Below are 15376 nucleotides of genomic sequence, written 5' to 3' on the forward strand. Positions count from 1 at the left end.
GAGCGACCGCTCACCCCGCTCGGCCGGCACACCGACAGCTACCCGCAACCAGCCCTTCCTCAAAGAACTCTCAGACATCTCCCACCTCCGGCACCGGAATCCGGGGATACCTTCACCGATGTGATCGACAAACGTGCGCGTCTGCTCTGTCTTGCCACCACTCTCGCGCTGGCGGTCGGTGCCGTCGCCTGCACGGGCGAGGAGGCGACGCCGACCGGGATGGCGCTCGTCAACGCCGATTCCGGGCCCACCGGGGAGCGTGTGGCCAAGGCCGTGCAGGACGCGGGCGGCTACGAATGGACGGTCGCGAAGCCCGGAGAGATCGACGAAGACGATTTCGCCGCCGTGATCACCCTGCCCGCCGATCTCACCGCGTCGATGGCCACCCTCGCCACCCCGGAACCCAAGCGCGCCAAGGTCACCGTCACCAGCCACGAGGGCGCCGACGCGAACATCGTGAACGGCGCGGTGGACGTGGTGACCCACCGGATCGGCGCGTCCGGCGTCGACGCCGCGCTGGCCGCGGTCTCGCAGGCACGCAACCAGATGACCTCCGTCCAGTTCACCGCGCAGCTGCTCAGTGCGGGCGTGAACGCCGCCGCCGACGGCGCGAGCCAGTTCAGTGGCGGTGCGGAACAGATGCTCGGGTTCCTCGACTATGCGAAAGAGGGCGCGGGCCAACTCACTTCGGCCATCGAGCTGCTGAACCAGACCGTCGACGGCGCCGCCAAGCAGGCCACCCAGCTCGCCGATGCTCTCGGCGCCACCGGCGTCACCATCGCCGGCGTCCAAGCCGGCGCGACGGCCATGGGCTCCGGCCTCGACCAGATCCTGCCGCTGCTGAAGGCCCTCCCCTTCGCGGGCGACCCCCAACTCGCCGACATCATCACCAAACTCGAAGCACTACGAGGAGTGTCGAACCAGGCAGGCACCCAACTGGACGGCCTCAGCGAATTGACGGGCGCCGCAGTCGATCCCAACACCGACCTGGGCACCCTCCTGCGCACCGTCGTCGCCCGCCTCAACAGCGCCCGCGACCAGCTCACCCAGGGCGCCGAACTCGCCAAGGGCCTGCCCACCCTCGCCGAACAGGGCGGCGCCCAACTCCTCTCGGCCGTGGAACAACTCACCGGCGGCGTAGGCGCCCTCCAGAACATCGTCGGCAACCTCAACACCCAAACCGGCAAGGCCCTCGAAGCCCTCCCCCCACGAGGCCAGTCCCAACAATCCGCCCTGGCTCTGGCCCTCACCGACCCCGTCGAAGTCGTCCGGGAGTGAAAACACTGCGGCCCGGTCGGTGGATCCGACCGGGCCGCAGTGGTTTTCAGGGTCAGGGCAGGACCTGCGGGATGATGTTCGGCGCGGCCATTCCGACCACCGCGCCGATCAACGCGCCGATCAACGCGTTCGGGAGACCCACCAGGCCGACGCACGGCAGGTAGAGGATCATCGTGGTGATCATCGGGATGCAGACGACGGCGGCGATGAGCGCGCCGACGCCGGCGCCGACGGCGGCGGCGTTCTGGACCGGGTCGGGGAATTTCGCGGTGGGGGTGGTCGCGATGGTCTTCAGTTCGTCGCTCGCCTCCGAGGTGGGCCGCGGCGTCACCGTCATGCTTCGCCCGTCGGCCGCGATCTCGGTCGCCATGGCGATCACATTGCCGCTGACCGTGGTGAACGAGGTGGGGACCTCCCCGATCGGATCGCCGGTCGCCGACTCGACGATGACCCGGCCCCGGTCGGGTGCGAGCAGGAACCGGCCCTCGTCGACCGAGGCGGAAACGGTGCGCAGGTCCGGCGCGACCGTGGTGCGATAGCCCTCCCCCGCACTCGACAATCCCGCCGCGTACCGCGTCTGCTGATCGACCTCCGCGGACGAGACGCCGGCCAGACTCACCGCCACCGCGACGGGCAGCGCCACAGCCAGCGCGCGGCGAACAACCTTGTGTTGGAACATGATCGAGAATCTCCCTCCCGAAACTCCCGAAGAACCCGGCCCCGGGCGAATCGAACAAGTCACTGTCATGGACAACGCATTGGAAACGAATCACACGGGAGCCATCGGGGCTCCGTCATACGCGGGGCACATTACCCGGCGGATCGAGAGGCCGATCTCCTACCCCTGAAACAGCAACGGCCCGTGTCTCCCTGGGGAGACACGGGCCGAAGAACTGGATTCAGTTCGCGTTGAGCAGGTCGATCACGAAGACCAGGGTCTTGCCGGAGAGGGCGTGGCCCGAGCCGGCGCCGCCGTAGGCGAGCTCCGGCGGGATGACCAGCTGACGACGGCCGCCGACCTTCATGCCGGGGATGCCGTCCTGCCAGCCCTGGATCAGGCCGCGCAACGGGAAGGTGATGGATTCGCCGCGATCCCAGGAGGAGTCGAACTGCTCACCGTTATCGAACTCGACGCCGACGTAGTGCACCTCGACGGTGCCACCGGGCACCGCTTCCTTGCCTTCGCCCTCGATGAGGTCGGTGATGACGAGCTCGGTGGGCGCGGGGCCCTCCTGGAATTCGATCTCCGGCTTGGTCATGCGGGCTATCCCCTTCGATAGATTGCTGTACCCAACAAGTTTGCCAACAACAGCTGGTTCGAAACTAGCGGTTGTCGATCGCACGATAGTCGCGTTCACCGTAGCCGGTGTAGATCTGACGCGGGCGGCCGATCTTCAGCGGCTCGGAGTGCATCTCACGCCAGTGCGCGATCCAGCCCGGCAGGCGACCCATCGCGAACAGCACGGTGAACATGCGGGTGGGGAAGCCCATGGCGCGGTAGATGACGCCGGTGTAGAAGTCGACGTTCGGGTACAGACGACGCGACACGAAGTAGTCGTCGGTGAGGGCGGCCTCTTCGAGCTGCTTGGCGATATCGAGCAGCTGGTCGTCGCCACCGATCTTCGACAGGATCTTGTCGGCGGCCTGCTTGACCAGCGTCGCGCGCGGGTCGTAGTTGCGGTAGACGCGGTGCCCGAAGCCCATGAGCTTCACGCCGTCTTCCTTGTTCTTGACCTTGCGGATGAATTCCTTGACGTCGCCGCCGCTGGCCTTGATCTCGTCGAGCATCTCGAGCACGGCCTGGTTCGCGCCGCCGTGCAGCGGGCCCCAGAGCGCGTTGATGCCACCGGACACCGAGGTGAACAGGTTGGCGTCGGAGGAGCCGACTAGGCGCACGGTCGAGGTGGAGCAGTTCTGCTCGTGGTCGGCGTGCAGGATCAGCAGCATGTCGAGCGCGGCGGCGACCTCGGGGTCGACCTCGTAGGGCTCGGCCGGGAAGCCGAAGGTCATCCGCAGGAAGTTCTCGACCAGCGACAGCGAGTTGTCGGGGTAGAGGAACGGCTGACCGACCGACTTCTTGTACGAGTACGCCGCGATGGTCGGCAGCTTCGCCAGCAGGCGGATGGTCGACAGCTCGACCTGCTCGGGATCGCGCGGATCCAGCGAGTCCTGGTAGTACGCCGACAGCGCGTTCACCGCGGACGACAGCACCGGCATGGGGTGCGCGTTGCGCGGGAAGCCGTCGAAGAACCGCTTCAGGTCCTCGTGCAGCAGGGTGTGGCGACGGATGCGATCGGTGAAGTCGTCGAGCTGGGCCTGGGTCGGCAGCTCGCCGTAGATGAGCAGGTAGCTGACCTCGATGAAGGTCGAGCGGCCCGCCAGCTGGTCGATCGGGTAACCGCGGTAGCGCAGGATGCCCGCTTCACCGTCGATGTAGGTGATGGCCGACTTGGTCGACGCGGTGTTCATGAAACCGGGGTCATAGGTGACGTAACCGGTGCTGGCCAGCAGCTTGCCCAAGTCGAGCCCGTCGTTACCCTCCGCGGCCTTGGTGACCGAGATCGGGAACTCGCCACCGGGGTACTGGAGTACCGCCTTGGCGTCTTCGGTGACGTTGGTGATGTTCTCAGCGGGCACGGAAGGATCCCTCTCAGGCTAGAACCGTAGGCACCGGTGCGGTCGGCACAGGTGCGCTTGCGCTAACGCTAGCTGTTGTTCGGTCAGGACGAGCAATCAGGGTTGTCCTGTCCTGTTCTCACACCGGTCACGTGCGGCGGTGAGGTCGACGCATAGCCGGGGACCTGCGCCGATCCCGTTTTCCGCACCCTCGACGCGGCGGTGTCGAACGATTGCCTGGCGCGCGAATCCGATGCCCGAATCCGATTGCCGCACAAGTCAATTCGCGGCCACAGTGGAGGGTGCGCGAGTGACGCGGTAGCGAACGAAGGCGGGGAACGCCAGCGCGGCGAGCACCACTCCGATCACCACCAGGACGCCGCCACCGGCAGCCGCTACAGCAGTACCCATGCTGGCCGCCGCGAAACCGTGGGCAACGTCACCGATTCGCGGCCCACCTGCGACGACCACGATGAACACGCCCTGCAACCGTCCCCGCATCTCGTCGGTGGACACGTTGAGCAACATGGCCGTGCGGAACGCCGCCGAGACCATGTCGACCGCGCCGCCGAACGCCAGGAAGGCCACGGCGATCCACAGCCACACACCCAGTCCGAACCAGTGCCCGGCCAACCCCACCGCGAGCCCGAAGCCGACCATCGCCACACCCCACAGCGCGATGCACACGATCACCGCCAGCCCCTGCCTGCGCACCCGCGGTATCCACCCGGAGAACACCCCGCCGATCACCGAACCCGCCGCGATGGCCGCGAAAAGCAGGCCGAGCGCCACCCCGCCCTCGGCCGGATCGTGGAAGGTCTCGTGCGCGATCTGCGGGAACAGCGCGCGCGGCATGCCGAACACCATGGCGATGATGTCGACGACGAACGAGGCGAGCAGGATGCGCTGGCCCCCGAGATAGCGGAAACCGTCGAGTACGGCGCGCAGCCCGGCCCGGCGCTGCTCGCCGGTCGGCGGGAAGGGCGGCAGTCGCCACACCGCCCACAGCGTCGCGAGCAGGGCGCTCGAATCGATCAGATACAGCATCGGCAGGCCGATCACGGGGATCAGTACACCGGCCAGCACCGGCCCCGCGATCATGCCGACGTTCTGCACGGTCATGCTCAGCGAACTGGCCGATGCCATCTGCTCCGGCGGCAACAATCGGGCGATGAGGGCGCTGCGGGTGGGCTGGTTGACCGCGAAGAACGCCTGCTGGGTGGCGAAGAGCCCGAGCACCAGCCACACATTGTTCAGGCCGAGCGCGGCCTGCGCCCAGAACGCGACCGCCGTCAGACCGGTGCCCGCCGTGGTGAAGACGAGCAGGGTGCGCCGGTCCATCACATCGGCGAGCGCACCGCCCCAGAGTCCGAACACCACCAGCGGAATCAGGCCGAACAAGCCGGCCAGGCCCACGTAGCCGGAGCTGCCGGTGATCTGGAACAGCTGCTGCGGTACCGCGACCACCGAGAGCTGCGCGCCGATGACGGTGACGATATTGGTCGTCCACAACCTGCGATAGTCGCGATTACGCAGGGGTTCGGTATCGGCGAGCAGCTTCACTCGGCGCAGATTAGCCACTGCGGCACGGTCATCCCATGTTTGCGCGCAGTGACATCGGCCACCACCGGTTACGGCTGCAGGCGCTCGATCGCTGTGGTCTGCCCGTCGATCCGCACGACGATCCGGTTGTGCAACCTGCCGTGCCTGCCCTGCCAGAACTCCACCTCGTCGGGGCGCAGCAGGTAACCGCCCCAGAACGGGGGCACGGGGATGTCGTCGACCTCGGCGAATCGCGCCGTCGTCTCAGCCAGCACGCGATCGAGTTCGGCTCGCGAGGACACCGGCCGCGACTGCTGTGAAGCCCACGCACCCAGCCGTGACTCCCGTGGCCGCGCCGCCCAATAGGCCGCGGTCACCTCGGCCGAGACCCGCTCGGTCACGCCGCGCACATGCACCTGCCTGGCCAGCGCGGGCCAGACGAAGCTCGCCGCCGCGTACGGATCGGCGGCGAGCTGGGTGCCCTTGGCCGAGTCGTAGTTCGTATAGAAGGTGACGCCCTCGGGCGAGAGTCCTTTGCACAGGACCGTGCGCGCCACCGGTCGCGGCGCGGGGCCGGTCAGCGAGACCGTGGCCAGCACCATCGCGTTGGGTTCGGCGACGCCGGCGCCTCGCGCCTGCTCGATCCAGCTGCGCAGCAACGGTTCCCAGCCACCGGCCACCCAGGTCTCGTCGAGATCGGGTTCGGTGGCGGCGACGATCAGGGGATTGCCGTAGTCGACACGCATCGCGGCGAGGTCGGGCGCGGTGGTCGCGGCGGGGTCCAGGTCACGCATAGGGGCGAGATTACTCCGCGGTACGACCGGGTCTAGGGTTCAGAAATATCGGCATGCCCCTGCAAGGAGAGTCACCATGACTACCAGCTCGGTACCACAGGATTTCGTCAGCGGATTGGAAGGCGTGGTGGCCTTCACCACCGACATCGCCGAGCCGGACAAGGACGGTGGCGCGCTGCGATATCGCGGCGTCGACATCCAGGATCTGGTCACCGACCAGGTGACTTTCGGCGACGTGTGGGCCCTGCTGGTCGACGGCGAGTTCGGCCGCGGCCTGCCGCCCGCCGAGCCGTTCCCGCTGCCGGTGCACACCGGCGATGTGCGCGTCGACGTGCAGGCTGGCCTGGCCATGCTCGCCCCGATCTGGGGCTACGAGCCGCTGCTCGACATCGACGACGAGACCGCCCGCGAGAACCTCGCCCGCGCCTCGGTGATGGCGCTGTCGTATGTGGCGCAGTCCGCCCGCGGCATCTATCAGCCCGCCGTTCCGCAGCGCAAGATCGACGAGTGCGACACCGTCACCCAGCGGTTCATGACCCGCTGGAAGGGTGACCCGGACCCACGCCACACCGAGGCGATCGACGCCTACTGGGTGTCGGCGGCCGAGCACGGCATGAACGCCTCCACCTTCACCGCCCGCGTGATCGCCTCCACCGGCGCCGACGTGGCGGCGTCGCTGTCCGGCGCGATCGGCGCGATGTCCGGCCCGCTGCACGGCGGCGCCCCGGCTCGCGTGCTGCCGATGATCGAGGCCGTCGAGAAGTCGGGTGACGCGCGTGCGCTGGTCAAGGGCATCCTCGACCGCAAAGAGAAGCTGATGGGCTTCGGCCACCGCGTGTACCGCGCCGAAGACCCGCGCGCCCGCGTGCTCCGCGCCACCGCCCAGCGCCTCGACGCCCCGCGCTTCGAGGTGGCCGCCGCGCTGGAGCAGGCCGCCCTGGCCGAGCTGCGCGAGCGTCGCCCGGATCGCGCCATCGAGACCAACGTCGAATTCTGGGCCGCGGTCATCCTCGACTTCGCCGAGGTCCCGGCGCACATGATGCCCGCGATGTTCACCTGTGGCCGGACCGCGGGCTGGTGCGCGCACATCCTCGAGCAGAAGCAGCTGGGCAAGCTCGTCCGCCCCGCCGCGATCTACACCGGGCCCGGCCCGCGCACCCCGAACGAAGTTCCGGGCTGGTCCACAATCTCGCAGCACTGAGTCGGCTGAACCGGGCGCCGGATCATCGACGCTCGGTTCACTCTCAGCTACTTGTCATCTCTAATGATTGATCTGCGCGTATGCGTCCGACGCGCGCAGGAGCCGGATCGGCGATAACATCCCAGCGAACATGTTCGTGAGGGGTGGATTGTGGTCAGCAACGGTTTGTCGCGGCGCCGACTGTTCGGCGCCTGCGCCGCTCTGACCGCCGGTTTCGCTACGGGATGCGCTGTCGCACAAGGTGATTCGGTTGCTTCTGAGATGACGAGCCGCACCGTTCCACCGGCGAGCGCACACCCGATCGCCACTCCCCAGGCTGTGCCACCCCTTTTCCCTGCCCAGGTGGCAGCCCGACACGCAGGCACGATCCCGCATCAGTGGGGCGTCGACCTGCCCGGCATCACCAGCAGCTTCCCCGCGGGCGGCAAACAGTTCGCGCTCACTCTCGACGCGTGCGGCGGCCCGGGCAACAGCGATATCGACCAGGCACTGATCGACCTGCTGATCGCCGAGCAGGTGCCTGCCACCCTGTTTCTCAACAAACGCTGGGTCGATGCCGATCCGGGCCGGGTGCAGCGGCTCGCCGCGAATCCACTGTTCGAGCTGGCCAATCATGGTGCCGCCCACAAACCCCTGTCGGTTTCGGGGCACTCGGCCTACAAGATCGCGGGCACGGGTTCGGCCGAGGAGGCCGCGTACGAGGTGTGGGACAACCATCAACGACTCACCGAACTCACCGGCCGCGCGCCCCGCTTCTTCCGCGCGGGCACGGCCCACTACGACGAAGTGGCGGTCGCGATCGTCCACGAATTGGGTGAGACCCCACTGGGTTTCACCGTGAATGTCGACTTCGGCGCGACGGCCTCATCAGCGCAGGTCAAGCGCGCCATGAGCGCGGCCGCTCCCGGTGGTATCGCCCTGGCCCACATGCACCGCCCGCGCTCGGGCACCGCCGCGGGCATGGCCGCCGCACTCCCGGCCCTGCGGGCCGCGGGCTTCACCTTCGTCCACCTCTGACGAGTCGGCACGACTCCTCCTGGTGCGGCGCTAGCGAGTCAGCGCCTCGAAGTCGAGCGCGACCGAAGCTCCCCGATCGACGGTGAAGAACGCGGCCGCCAACCGGGTCCCGAGTTCGATCTGCCCGACCGCCGACAGCGGCACCGGCTGAATCAACCGCACCCGCCACGGCAACGGCTCGTCCCAGGCCCGCATCTCCAGATCGAGCCGGAGCACCGGATCGTCGCGCCCCGTGTAATCGGCCGCGATCGGCGCCACCGCGAGCACCGTCGCCTCGGCCCGCCGCCCATTCGCCAAGATCTTGGCCGCCGCCTTACGCCCCGATTCCGGCACCTCGGGCACGAACAGCACCACTCGCTCCCGGTCCCCGGGGTCTACTCGACAGCCGACCACGTCGCCGGTCTGCATCCACTCGAGATCCTGGCTACGCACCCGTTGCCGAACCCGCGCGTCGTAGGCCAACTCCCCCGGCACCGAAACCCGCACGCTGAACCGGTACCCGCCCTCGCCACGCCGAGTCCGCACCGACAGCACACTCGCCATCGCGGGCAGCCCCCTGATCAGCAGTTCCCGCCTGCCGCTCTCCGACAGCAACCCCGGCCGCCTCCCGAACGCCCAGGCACACCGGTCGAGCAGGGTCCGACCCGAGTCGGCCACAACGAGGCTCATGGCAGCAGAGTAATGCGAACGCCCTTCGCGCAAGAGCGAATTCCCCGCACTCACCGCATCCGCGTGGTCAGCCGAGGGCGGCGATCCCGGCGAGGATGAAATCGATTCCGGCGAGGAATTGTTCGCGGTCGTCGTGCTCGCGCAGCTGCTCGGCGATCTGATGGGCGAACGGGAATTCCGCCGGATCGTGTTGTGTCCAGCGGGCGGCCACGGCCGCGAGGAAGGCCGAGCGGTCTCCCTCCGGCACATCGAGTCGAGCGTTCGCCGCGTTCTGCCCGGCGACGCCGAGGATGTAGTTCACCAGCGCGGACGCGGCATAGAACATCGACCGTTCGGGGACGCCGAGTATCCGCAACTGCGCGCCGACGCGCTCGTAGATCCGCAGCATCGCCAGCTGCCACGGCACCCGGACGAGCTGGGCGCCCACCCACGGATGGGCGTCGATCGCGTCGAACATCCCGAGCGCGACGGCACGGATCGCGGCGAAGGGCTCCGCGCTGTCGTCCGAGCTCGCTAGCACACGGGCGATGACGTCGTCGGACGCGGCGGCGAGCAGATCGCCCTTGTTCTCGACATGCCAGTAGATCGCGCCGCTGCCGGTCTCCAGACGCGAAGCCAGGGCGCGGAACGTGAGCGCGCGTTCGCCGTCGGCGTCGAGGATCTCGATCGCGGCGTCCACGATCCGCTGCTTCGACAGCGCGTCGGTGCGCCGGGTGGTCCGTGGGGGACGTGTCGCCATACACATCATCTTGACACTCCTGGAACAACGTTCCAAACTAGACAACCGTGACGAACGCGAGTGGGCCGCCTCACAGCCTCTTCCCGACCCGCCCCCGTGCGCGTACGAGCTTCGGCGGACCACTAAACTCGCCCCCATGACCAGTGCGTTCCCGACAATTCCCGCTGACCTCAAGCCCGCCGACGGACGGTTCGGCTGCGGCCCCTCCAAGGTCCGCCCGGAGCAGCTGCAGTCCCTGGTGACTGTCGGCGCCTCGGTCTTCGGCACCTCGCATCGCCAGAAGCCGGTCAAGGACGTGGTCGCCCGCGTTCGCAACGGCCTGCGTGAGCTGTTCTCCCTGCCCGACGGCTACGAGGTCGTGCTGGGCAACGGTGGCACCACCGCGTTCTGGGATGCCGCCGCCTTCGGTTTGATCCGCGAGCGTTCGCTGCACCTGACCAACGGCGAGTTCTCCTCGAAGTTCGCCTCGGTCGCCAAGGGCAACCCCTTCATCGGTGATCCGATCGTCGTCAAGGCCGAGCCGGGCAGCGCGCCCGAGCCCGTGTCGGACCCCTCGGTCGACCTCATCGGCTGGGCCCACAACGAGACCTCCACCGGTGTGTCCATCCCGGTGTCGCGTCCGGTCGGCTCGGAGAACGCCCTGATCGCCATCGACGCCACCTCCGGCGCGGGCGGTCTGCCGGTGAACATCGCCGACTCCGACGTGTACTACTTCGCCCCGCAGAAGTGCTTCGCCGCCGACGGTGGCCTGTGGATCGCGATCATGAGCCCGGCCGCGCTGGCCCGCGTCGCCGAGATCAAGGAATCGGGTCGCTGGACCCCGGAGTTCCTGTCACTGCCGATCGCGGTCGACAACTCCTCCAAGGACCAGACCTACAACACCCCGGCGCTGGCCACCCTGCTGCTGTTCGCCGATCAGATCGAGTGGATGAACGCCAACGGCGGCCTCGACTGGACCGTGAAGCGCACCCTGGATTCGTCCTCGCGTCTGTACTCGTGGGCCGAGTCGAGCTCGTTCGCGACCCCGTACGTGTCGAACCCGGCGCACCGCTCGCAGGTCGTGGGCACCATCGACTTCGACGACGCCGTCGACGCGGCCCAGGTCGCCAAGATCCTGCGCGCCAACGGCATCGTCGACACCGAGCCCTACCGCAAGCTGGGCCGTAACCAGCTGCGTGTGGGCATGTTCCCGGCTATCGACCCGGAAGATGTTTCGCAGCTGACCCGTTCGATCGACTGGGTCGTCGGTCAGCTCTGAGATAAGACCGACATCGGGCCGGTGTGCGGCGGACTTTTTTCGGTTCGCGGCACACCGGCCTTCTTTGTCATGACTGCACACATTCGCAATATTCGCCGAGTTTCGACAGATCTCGGTACCGAGATTTGATGTTGATCTATCACCAAAACCCCTGTACACAAGCCGAATTCGTTGGGTGAGCCGCTCAGATTAGCCCCCTGGGCAGCCTTGGCGCGCGATTTAAGTCGTGCGTGTCTGCTGCCACGGCCAAGTAATGTGCACTACTGTCTAGGAAAGTGGGCGGTGTCGTAGCCGACGCGATAGGGAGGTAACGGTGCGTGAACTTCGAGTGATCGGGGTGACGCCCGACTCCACGCACATCGTGTGCAGCGACACCGAGTCCGGTACCAAGTTCCGGTTGCCCGCCGACGACAAGCTCCGCGCGGCGGCGCGCGGCGACCTCGCACGATTCGGCCAGATCGAGATCGAAACGGAGGCGACTATGCGTCCTCGCGATATCCAGGCCCGTATTCGCGCTGGAGCGTCCGTCGAGCAGGTCACGGCAGAGTCCGGCATGCCGGAATCCAAAGTCGAACGATTCGCCTACCCCGTCTTGCTCGAGCGTGCGCGCGCAGCCGAATTGGCGCAGAAGGCGCACCCGGTGCGCCCCGACGGCCCCTCGGTGGAAACGCTGCACGAGATCGTCACCGCGGCCTTCACCGAGCGCGGCCACACCATCGAACAGGCCGAGTGGGATGCCTGGAAAGACGAAAAGGGTTTCTGGGTCGCCCAATTGCAGTGGCGCCACGGTCACTCCGAGATCGCCGCGCACTGGCGCTACCAGCCCGACGCGCACGGCGGCTCGGTGTCCCCGCTCGACGACCCGGCCAACGATCTGATCGATCCCGACTTCGGCCGCGCGCTGCGTGGGCTGGCGACGATCCTGCCCACGCCGGTTCCGGCCGCCTCGCCGGTGCCGGAGCCGCCGACCTCGGTGGAGCCGCGTCCGCGCGAGCAGATCGCCGCACCGGCGGCCCGGCCGCAGAGTCGGCCCGCGCCGAACGTGGACGAGTACTACGAGCAGCGTCAGGTCGCGGCAGGCGGTGGGACGGCGGCGATTCCGGCCGCACCCATCCCCACGGCGCCGATTCCCGCTGCCGCTCCGAAGCCCGCTGCCCCGATTCCTGCCGTGCCCGCCGCGCCGAGTCAGCCTGCGGCGCAACAGGAGAAGCCCGCTGAGGAGCCCGCGGTCGAGAAGCCCGCACCCAAGCCCGCACGCACCAAGCGCGGTAAGGCGCCCATGCCGTCGTGGGAGGACGTCCTGCTGGGCGTCCGCAGCTCCGGGAACTAACCGAACTCCGAGATCTCGTCAATACCCCGAGATCTCGTCAGCACATGGGTAACTCACCGGGTACGAGCTGAGGTAACACACACACCTCCGTCAGCCGCAGACGCCGTCGTGCTACCCACCTAGATCTGGCTTGAATACGCGGAGTGGCGGACAAGGTGGCGGACAAGGAGGCGGAACAGTGGCTTCTACGCTCTGGTACGTCGATACCACTGATCCTGTTGCCGTCCTGAAAAGTCAGGTCGAGGCGGATCCTGTCGCGGCGGCGGCGTTGGCCGGGCAGCTGTACGCCGACCACGACGTTCGGCCGCACATGGTCGGGACGCTGGCCGGGTGCGCCGCACCGGATCGGGACGAGGTCTACATCGGGTGCTATCCTGGACTGACCGTGGTGTGCACGGCCGAGGCCGCGCTGGTTCGGCCGACGAAACTGCCCGAACTGCTGGTGCGACCGCTCGCTTCCGAGCACACCTATCTCGTGTCCTACGACGCGAAACTGCACTGGGGCGCGTTCGCGCATTGGGAGCGCGGCGAATTCCGGCGGTCGTTCAGTTCCACCCGGGTGGACATTCTCGAGAACGAGGGGCTCCCGATGGTGTGGGAGCGGACGTTCTGGGCGGGTGAGCATCCGGTGCCGTGGCGGGGCGAGGACCATCCCGAACCGCAATCGCTGCCGTTCGATCCACCCGATTTCGCCGACGCCGCCAATGACGAATGGCTCGGTTTCCGCTACCTGGCCCCGGCCGCTCCCGGGCAGCCCGCCCCCGTCGACCTGGCGGTCTGCGGTTTCACGCTCTATCCGAAAGGCCAGGCGCCCGAACAAAAGCACGTGCCGATGGGTCGCCCCGGTGCGGCGACGCGGCGTAAGCGCGGATTCTTCGGGTGGCTGCACGGCGCCGATCGGGTGGTGTGACCCTCAGCTGATCACATAGACGGTCGCGGCGATCCAGCCGAGCACCACCGCCGCCGCCGCACCGGCCAGCACCCACCGCACCACCGGCGTGAACCGCCATCGCCACGCCGTCGGCGCCACCCCACCCGCCGCTACCACGTTCACCCCGATCGCCAGCAGCGGATTGACCGCGGCGAGCGCACAGCCGAAGGCGTACACCGCGACCCCGCCGAGCAACGCGACCAGCACGACAACGGTGCCGCCCGCCACCCACGGCACCGAATCCGCTTGGGCCCGATAGGGGCCGTCGCATTCCTGGCTCATGACCTGCGCACTCGTTCGTAGAACGCCATCGCCGCCGCGGTCGCGACATTGAGCGAATCGGTGCCGGGTGACATCGGGATCCGCGCACGGATATCGGTGGCGCGCATGGCCTCTTCGGTCAAGCCGGGGCCTTCGGCGCCGAGCAGCAGCGCCACCCGCTCCCCCGTCATCGCCGTCGCCAGATTGACCGCTTCGGGATTCGGCGTCAATGCGATGATCTGGAATCCCTTGTTCCGCACGAGGTCGAGACCTTCGGGCCACTGCGGCAATTGCGCGAACGGCACCCGGAGCACATGCCCCATCGATACCCGGACCGCCCGCCGATAGAGCGGGTCGGCGCACCGGTCGCCGAACAGCACCGCATCCGCGCCGAGGCCCGCGGCGTTGCGGAACATCGAACCCAGGTTCTCGTGATCGTTGACGCCTTCCAGCACCGCCACCGTGCGCGCGCCGTCGAGCACCTCGTCGACCGTCAAGTCCGCTGGACGCGGCGCGACGGCGAGCACGCCGCGATTGAGATGAAAGCCGACCACCTCGGCCATCACCTCCGCACTCGCGCGGTAGTACGGCAGATCACGATCGGCGAGATCATCGGCGAGGGTCTCGAAGCGCTTCCCGACCCCGAGCAGCGCGTTAGGCGTGAACCGCGAGTCGAGCATCCGCTGGACGACCACGACGCCCTCGGCGATGACCAGGCCCTTGCGGCCCGGCAGGTCCGGCCTGCGGTCGGCATTGGACAGGTCACGGAAGTCGTCGACGCGCGGGTCGGTGGGGTCGTCGATATCGATCACTTCGGCCACCGGCTAATCCTGGCATGCTGGAAGCATGAAGATTGTCCAGTTGATCTTGAACGTGCTCTGGGTGGTGCTGTGCGGATTCTGGATGGCGCTGGGGTACCTGCTCGCGGCACTGATCTGTTTCATCCTGATCATCACCATCCCGTTCGGGATAGCCTCGCTGCGCCTGGCCGGGTACGTGCTGTGGCCGTTCGGACGCACGGTGGTCGACAAACCGAGCGCGGGTGCGGGCTCGCTGATCGGCAATGTGATCTGGTTCGTCTTCGCGGGCTGGTGGCTGGCGTTGGGCCATGTGTTCACCAGCATCGCGCTGGCGGTGACGATCATCGGGCTGCCGTTCGCCTGGGCGAATCTCAAGCTGGTGCCACTGTCGTTGTTCCCGCTCGGCCATGACGTGGTGTCGGCCGACGCGGTGCGTTAGGCGAGCCGATCACTCCGATTCGGCGACGATCTGGTTCATGATGCCGACGGCTTCCCCGAGCACCGCGATCTGCTCGGGGCGCAGTCCGGCGAGCTGACCGGTCATCCATACCTCGCGGGCATTGGTCTCGTCGGCGATCAGCGCGCGGCCTGCGGGCGAGAGCGAGACGATGATCTGCCTGCCGTCGGTCGGGTGCGGGCGGCGTTGGACCAGGTCGAGGTCGGTGAGCGAGGCGATGACGCGGGTCATCGACGGTGGTTGCACGCGTTCCTTACCTGCCAGCGCGCCGGGCGTCATCGCGCCATCACGAGCCAGCGTCGCCAGAGCCGACAGCTGAGTAAGCGAGATCTGCGCGTCGGAACGGCGTCCGCGCAGGTGTCTCGTGAGCCGCACGACAGCCAGCGAAAGGTCACCGGCCAGGGAGCGGACGTCCGATGGCGTTGTCACAGTGCAGAACTCTACGGTAAATCCGGCTGGGCTGACGGGTTTCACACCGCTACT

17 protein-coding genes are annotated in these 15376 nt (G+C 67.8%); 7 read left to right on the forward strand and 10 right to left on the reverse strand.

Going from position 1 to position 15376, the window contains the following annotated elements; genetic code table 11:
- Positions 1 to 120: 120 nt before the first annotated feature.
- Positions 121 to 1278, forward strand: a complete 1158-nt coding sequence (locus NS1_RS40740) for a YhgE/Pip domain-containing protein (RefSeq protein ID WP_062982545.1) — start codon at positions 121 to 123, stop codon at positions 1276 to 1278.
- A 52-nt stretch (positions 1279 to 1330) separates the two neighbouring features.
- On the opposite strand, the gene NS1_RS06370 is transcribed toward NS1_RS40740, so the two are convergent.
- The 5 genes from NS1_RS06370 to pdxH form a co-directional block, all read right to left on the reverse strand.
- On the reverse strand, positions 1331 to 1957 hold the full coding sequence (locus NS1_RS06370) for a DUF8020 domain-containing protein (RefSeq protein ID WP_062982547.1): 627 nt from the start codon (positions 1955 to 1957) through the stop codon (positions 1331 to 1333).
- 220 nt (positions 1958 to 2177) lie between these two features.
- On the reverse strand, positions 2178 to 2537 hold the full coding sequence (locus tag NS1_RS06375) for an FKBP-type peptidyl-prolyl cis-trans isomerase (protein WP_056818595.1): 360 nt from the start codon (positions 2535 to 2537) through the stop codon (positions 2178 to 2180).
- Between the two features lie 64 nt (positions 2538 to 2601).
- On the reverse strand, positions 2602 to 3915 hold the full coding sequence (locus tag NS1_RS06380; protein WP_082843607.1) for a citrate synthase: 1314 nt from the start codon (positions 3913 to 3915) through the stop codon (positions 2602 to 2604).
- Between the two features lie 258 nt (positions 3916 to 4173).
- Positions 4174 to 5457: an MFS transporter gene (locus tag NS1_RS06385; protein WP_373864330.1), complete on the reverse strand. Its 1284-nt coding sequence runs from the start codon at positions 5455 to 5457 to the stop codon at positions 4174 to 4176.
- A gap of 68 nt (positions 5458 to 5525) precedes the next feature.
- Positions 5526 to 6230: a pyridoxamine 5'-phosphate oxidase gene (gene pdxH, locus NS1_RS06390; RefSeq protein WP_062982549.1), complete on the reverse strand. Its 705-nt coding sequence runs from the start codon at positions 6228 to 6230 to the stop codon at positions 5526 to 5528.
- A 76-nt stretch (positions 6231 to 6306) separates the two neighbouring features.
- On the opposite strand from pdxH, the gene NS1_RS06395 reads away from it, so the two are divergent.
- Positions 6307 to 7431, forward strand: a complete 1125-nt coding sequence (locus tag NS1_RS06395; protein ID WP_056818598.1) for a citrate synthase 2 — start codon at positions 6307 to 6309, stop codon at positions 7429 to 7431.
- A 342-nt stretch (positions 7432 to 7773) separates the two neighbouring features.
- On the forward strand, positions 7774 to 8448 hold the full coding sequence (locus NS1_RS06400; RefSeq protein WP_255284443.1) for a polysaccharide deacetylase family protein: 675 nt from the start codon (positions 7774 to 7776) through the stop codon (positions 8446 to 8448).
- A 30-nt stretch (positions 8449 to 8478) separates the two neighbouring features.
- On the opposite strand, the gene NS1_RS06405 is transcribed toward NS1_RS06400, so the two are convergent.
- Both NS1_RS06405 and NS1_RS06410 read right to left on the reverse strand, forming a co-directional pair.
- A complete protein-coding gene (locus NS1_RS06405; RefSeq protein WP_056818600.1) occupies positions 8479 to 9117 on the reverse strand; it encodes a hypothetical protein in 639 nt (212 codons plus the stop codon).
- A gap of 67 nt (positions 9118 to 9184) precedes the next feature.
- Positions 9185 to 9856: a TetR/AcrR family transcriptional regulator gene (locus tag NS1_RS06410; protein ID WP_255284444.1), complete on the reverse strand. Its 672-nt coding sequence runs from the start codon at positions 9854 to 9856 to the stop codon at positions 9185 to 9187.
- A gap of 136 nt (positions 9857 to 9992) precedes the next feature.
- Between NS1_RS06410 and serC the strand changes: the two genes are divergently transcribed.
- The 3 genes from serC (at position 9993) to NS1_RS06425 (ending at position 13354) form a co-directional block, all read left to right on the forward strand.
- Positions 9993 to 11114: a phosphoserine transaminase gene (gene serC, locus NS1_RS06415; protein WP_056818606.1), complete on the forward strand. Its 1122-nt coding sequence runs from the start codon at positions 9993 to 9995 to the stop codon at positions 11112 to 11114.
- A gap of 313 nt (positions 11115 to 11427) precedes the next feature.
- Entirely contained in the window at positions 11428 to 12444 is a 1017-nt protein-coding gene (gene sepH / locus NS1_RS06420) for a septation protein SepH (RefSeq protein WP_082843608.1), read from the forward strand.
- A 178-nt stretch (positions 12445 to 12622) separates the two neighbouring features.
- The gene (locus NS1_RS06425; RefSeq protein ID WP_084503553.1) at positions 12623 to 13354 is read left to right on the forward strand and encodes a DUF6928 family protein; all 732 of its coding nucleotides are present in this window, start codon (positions 12623 to 12625) and stop codon (positions 13352 to 13354) included.
- Positions 13355 to 13357: 3 nt separating this feature from the next.
- Here the strand turns inward: NS1_RS06425 and NS1_RS06430 are convergent, their stop codons facing one another.
- Positions 13358 to 13657 carry a DUF2537 domain-containing protein gene (locus tag NS1_RS06430; protein ID WP_062982555.1) on the reverse strand — a complete coding sequence of 100 codons (300 nt, stop codon included), beginning with the start codon at positions 13655 to 13657 and terminating at the stop codon, positions 13358 to 13360.
- Positions 13654 to 14457 carry a TrmH family RNA methyltransferase gene (locus NS1_RS06435; RefSeq protein WP_062982557.1) on the reverse strand — a complete coding sequence of 268 codons (804 nt, stop codon included), beginning with the start codon at positions 14455 to 14457 and terminating at the stop codon, positions 13654 to 13656. Before NS1_RS06435 ends, NS1_RS06430 begins: the two co-directional genes overlap by 4 nt.
- A gap of 25 nt (positions 14458 to 14482) precedes the next feature.
- Between NS1_RS06435 and NS1_RS06440 the strand changes: the two genes are divergently transcribed.
- Positions 14483 to 14875, forward strand: a complete 393-nt coding sequence (locus NS1_RS06440; RefSeq protein ID WP_062982559.1) for a YccF domain-containing protein — start codon at positions 14483 to 14485, stop codon at positions 14873 to 14875.
- Positions 14876 to 14884: 9 nt separating this feature from the next.
- Here NS1_RS06440 and NS1_RS06445 read toward each other — a convergent pair whose 3' ends face one another.
- Positions 14885 to 15322, reverse strand: a complete 438-nt coding sequence (locus NS1_RS06445) for a MarR family winged helix-turn-helix transcriptional regulator (RefSeq protein ID WP_056818616.1) — start codon at positions 15320 to 15322, stop codon at positions 14885 to 14887.
- Positions 15323 to 15376: the final 54 nt, after the last annotated feature.

This window comes from Nocardia salmonicida NBRC 13393 (assembly GCF_001613085.1).
Lineage (GTDB): Bacteria > Actinomycetota > Actinomycetes > Mycobacteriales > Mycobacteriaceae > Nocardia > Nocardia salmonicida.

Bases quoted from the DNA above. Each gene is read 5' to 3' on its own strand.
- NS1_RS06370 (WP_062982547.1), bottom strand. From the start codon at position 1,957: ATGTTCCAACACAAGGTTGTTCGCCGCGCGCTGGCTGTGGCGCTGCCC.
- NS1_RS06375 (WP_056818595.1), bottom strand. From the start codon at position 2,537: ATGACCAAGCCGGAGATCGAATTCCAGGAGGGCCCCGCGCCCACCGAG.
- pdxH (WP_062982549.1), bottom strand. From the start codon at position 6,230: ATGCGTGACCTGGACCCCGCCGCGACCACCGCGCCCGACCTCGCCGCG.
- NS1_RS06395 (WP_056818598.1), top strand. From the start codon at position 6,307: ATGACTACCAGCTCGGTACCACAGGATTTCGTCAGCGGATTGGAAGGC.
- NS1_RS06405 (WP_056818600.1), bottom strand. From the start codon at position 9,117: ATGAGCCTCGTTGTGGCCGACTCGGGTCGGACCCTGCTCGACCGGTGT.
- NS1_RS06410 (WP_255284444.1), bottom strand. From the start codon at position 9,856: ATGGCGACACGTCCCCCACGGACCACCCGGCGCACCGACGCGCTGTCG.
- serC (WP_056818606.1), top strand. From the start codon at position 9,993: ATGACCAGTGCGTTCCCGACAATTCCCGCTGACCTCAAGCCCGCCGAC.
- NS1_RS06430 (WP_062982555.1), bottom strand. From the start codon at position 13,657: ATGAGCCAGGAATGCGACGGCCCCTATCGGGCCCAAGCGGATTCGGTG.
- NS1_RS06440 (WP_062982559.1), top strand. From the start codon at position 14,483: ATGAAGATTGTCCAGTTGATCTTGAACGTGCTCTGGGTGGTGCTGTGC.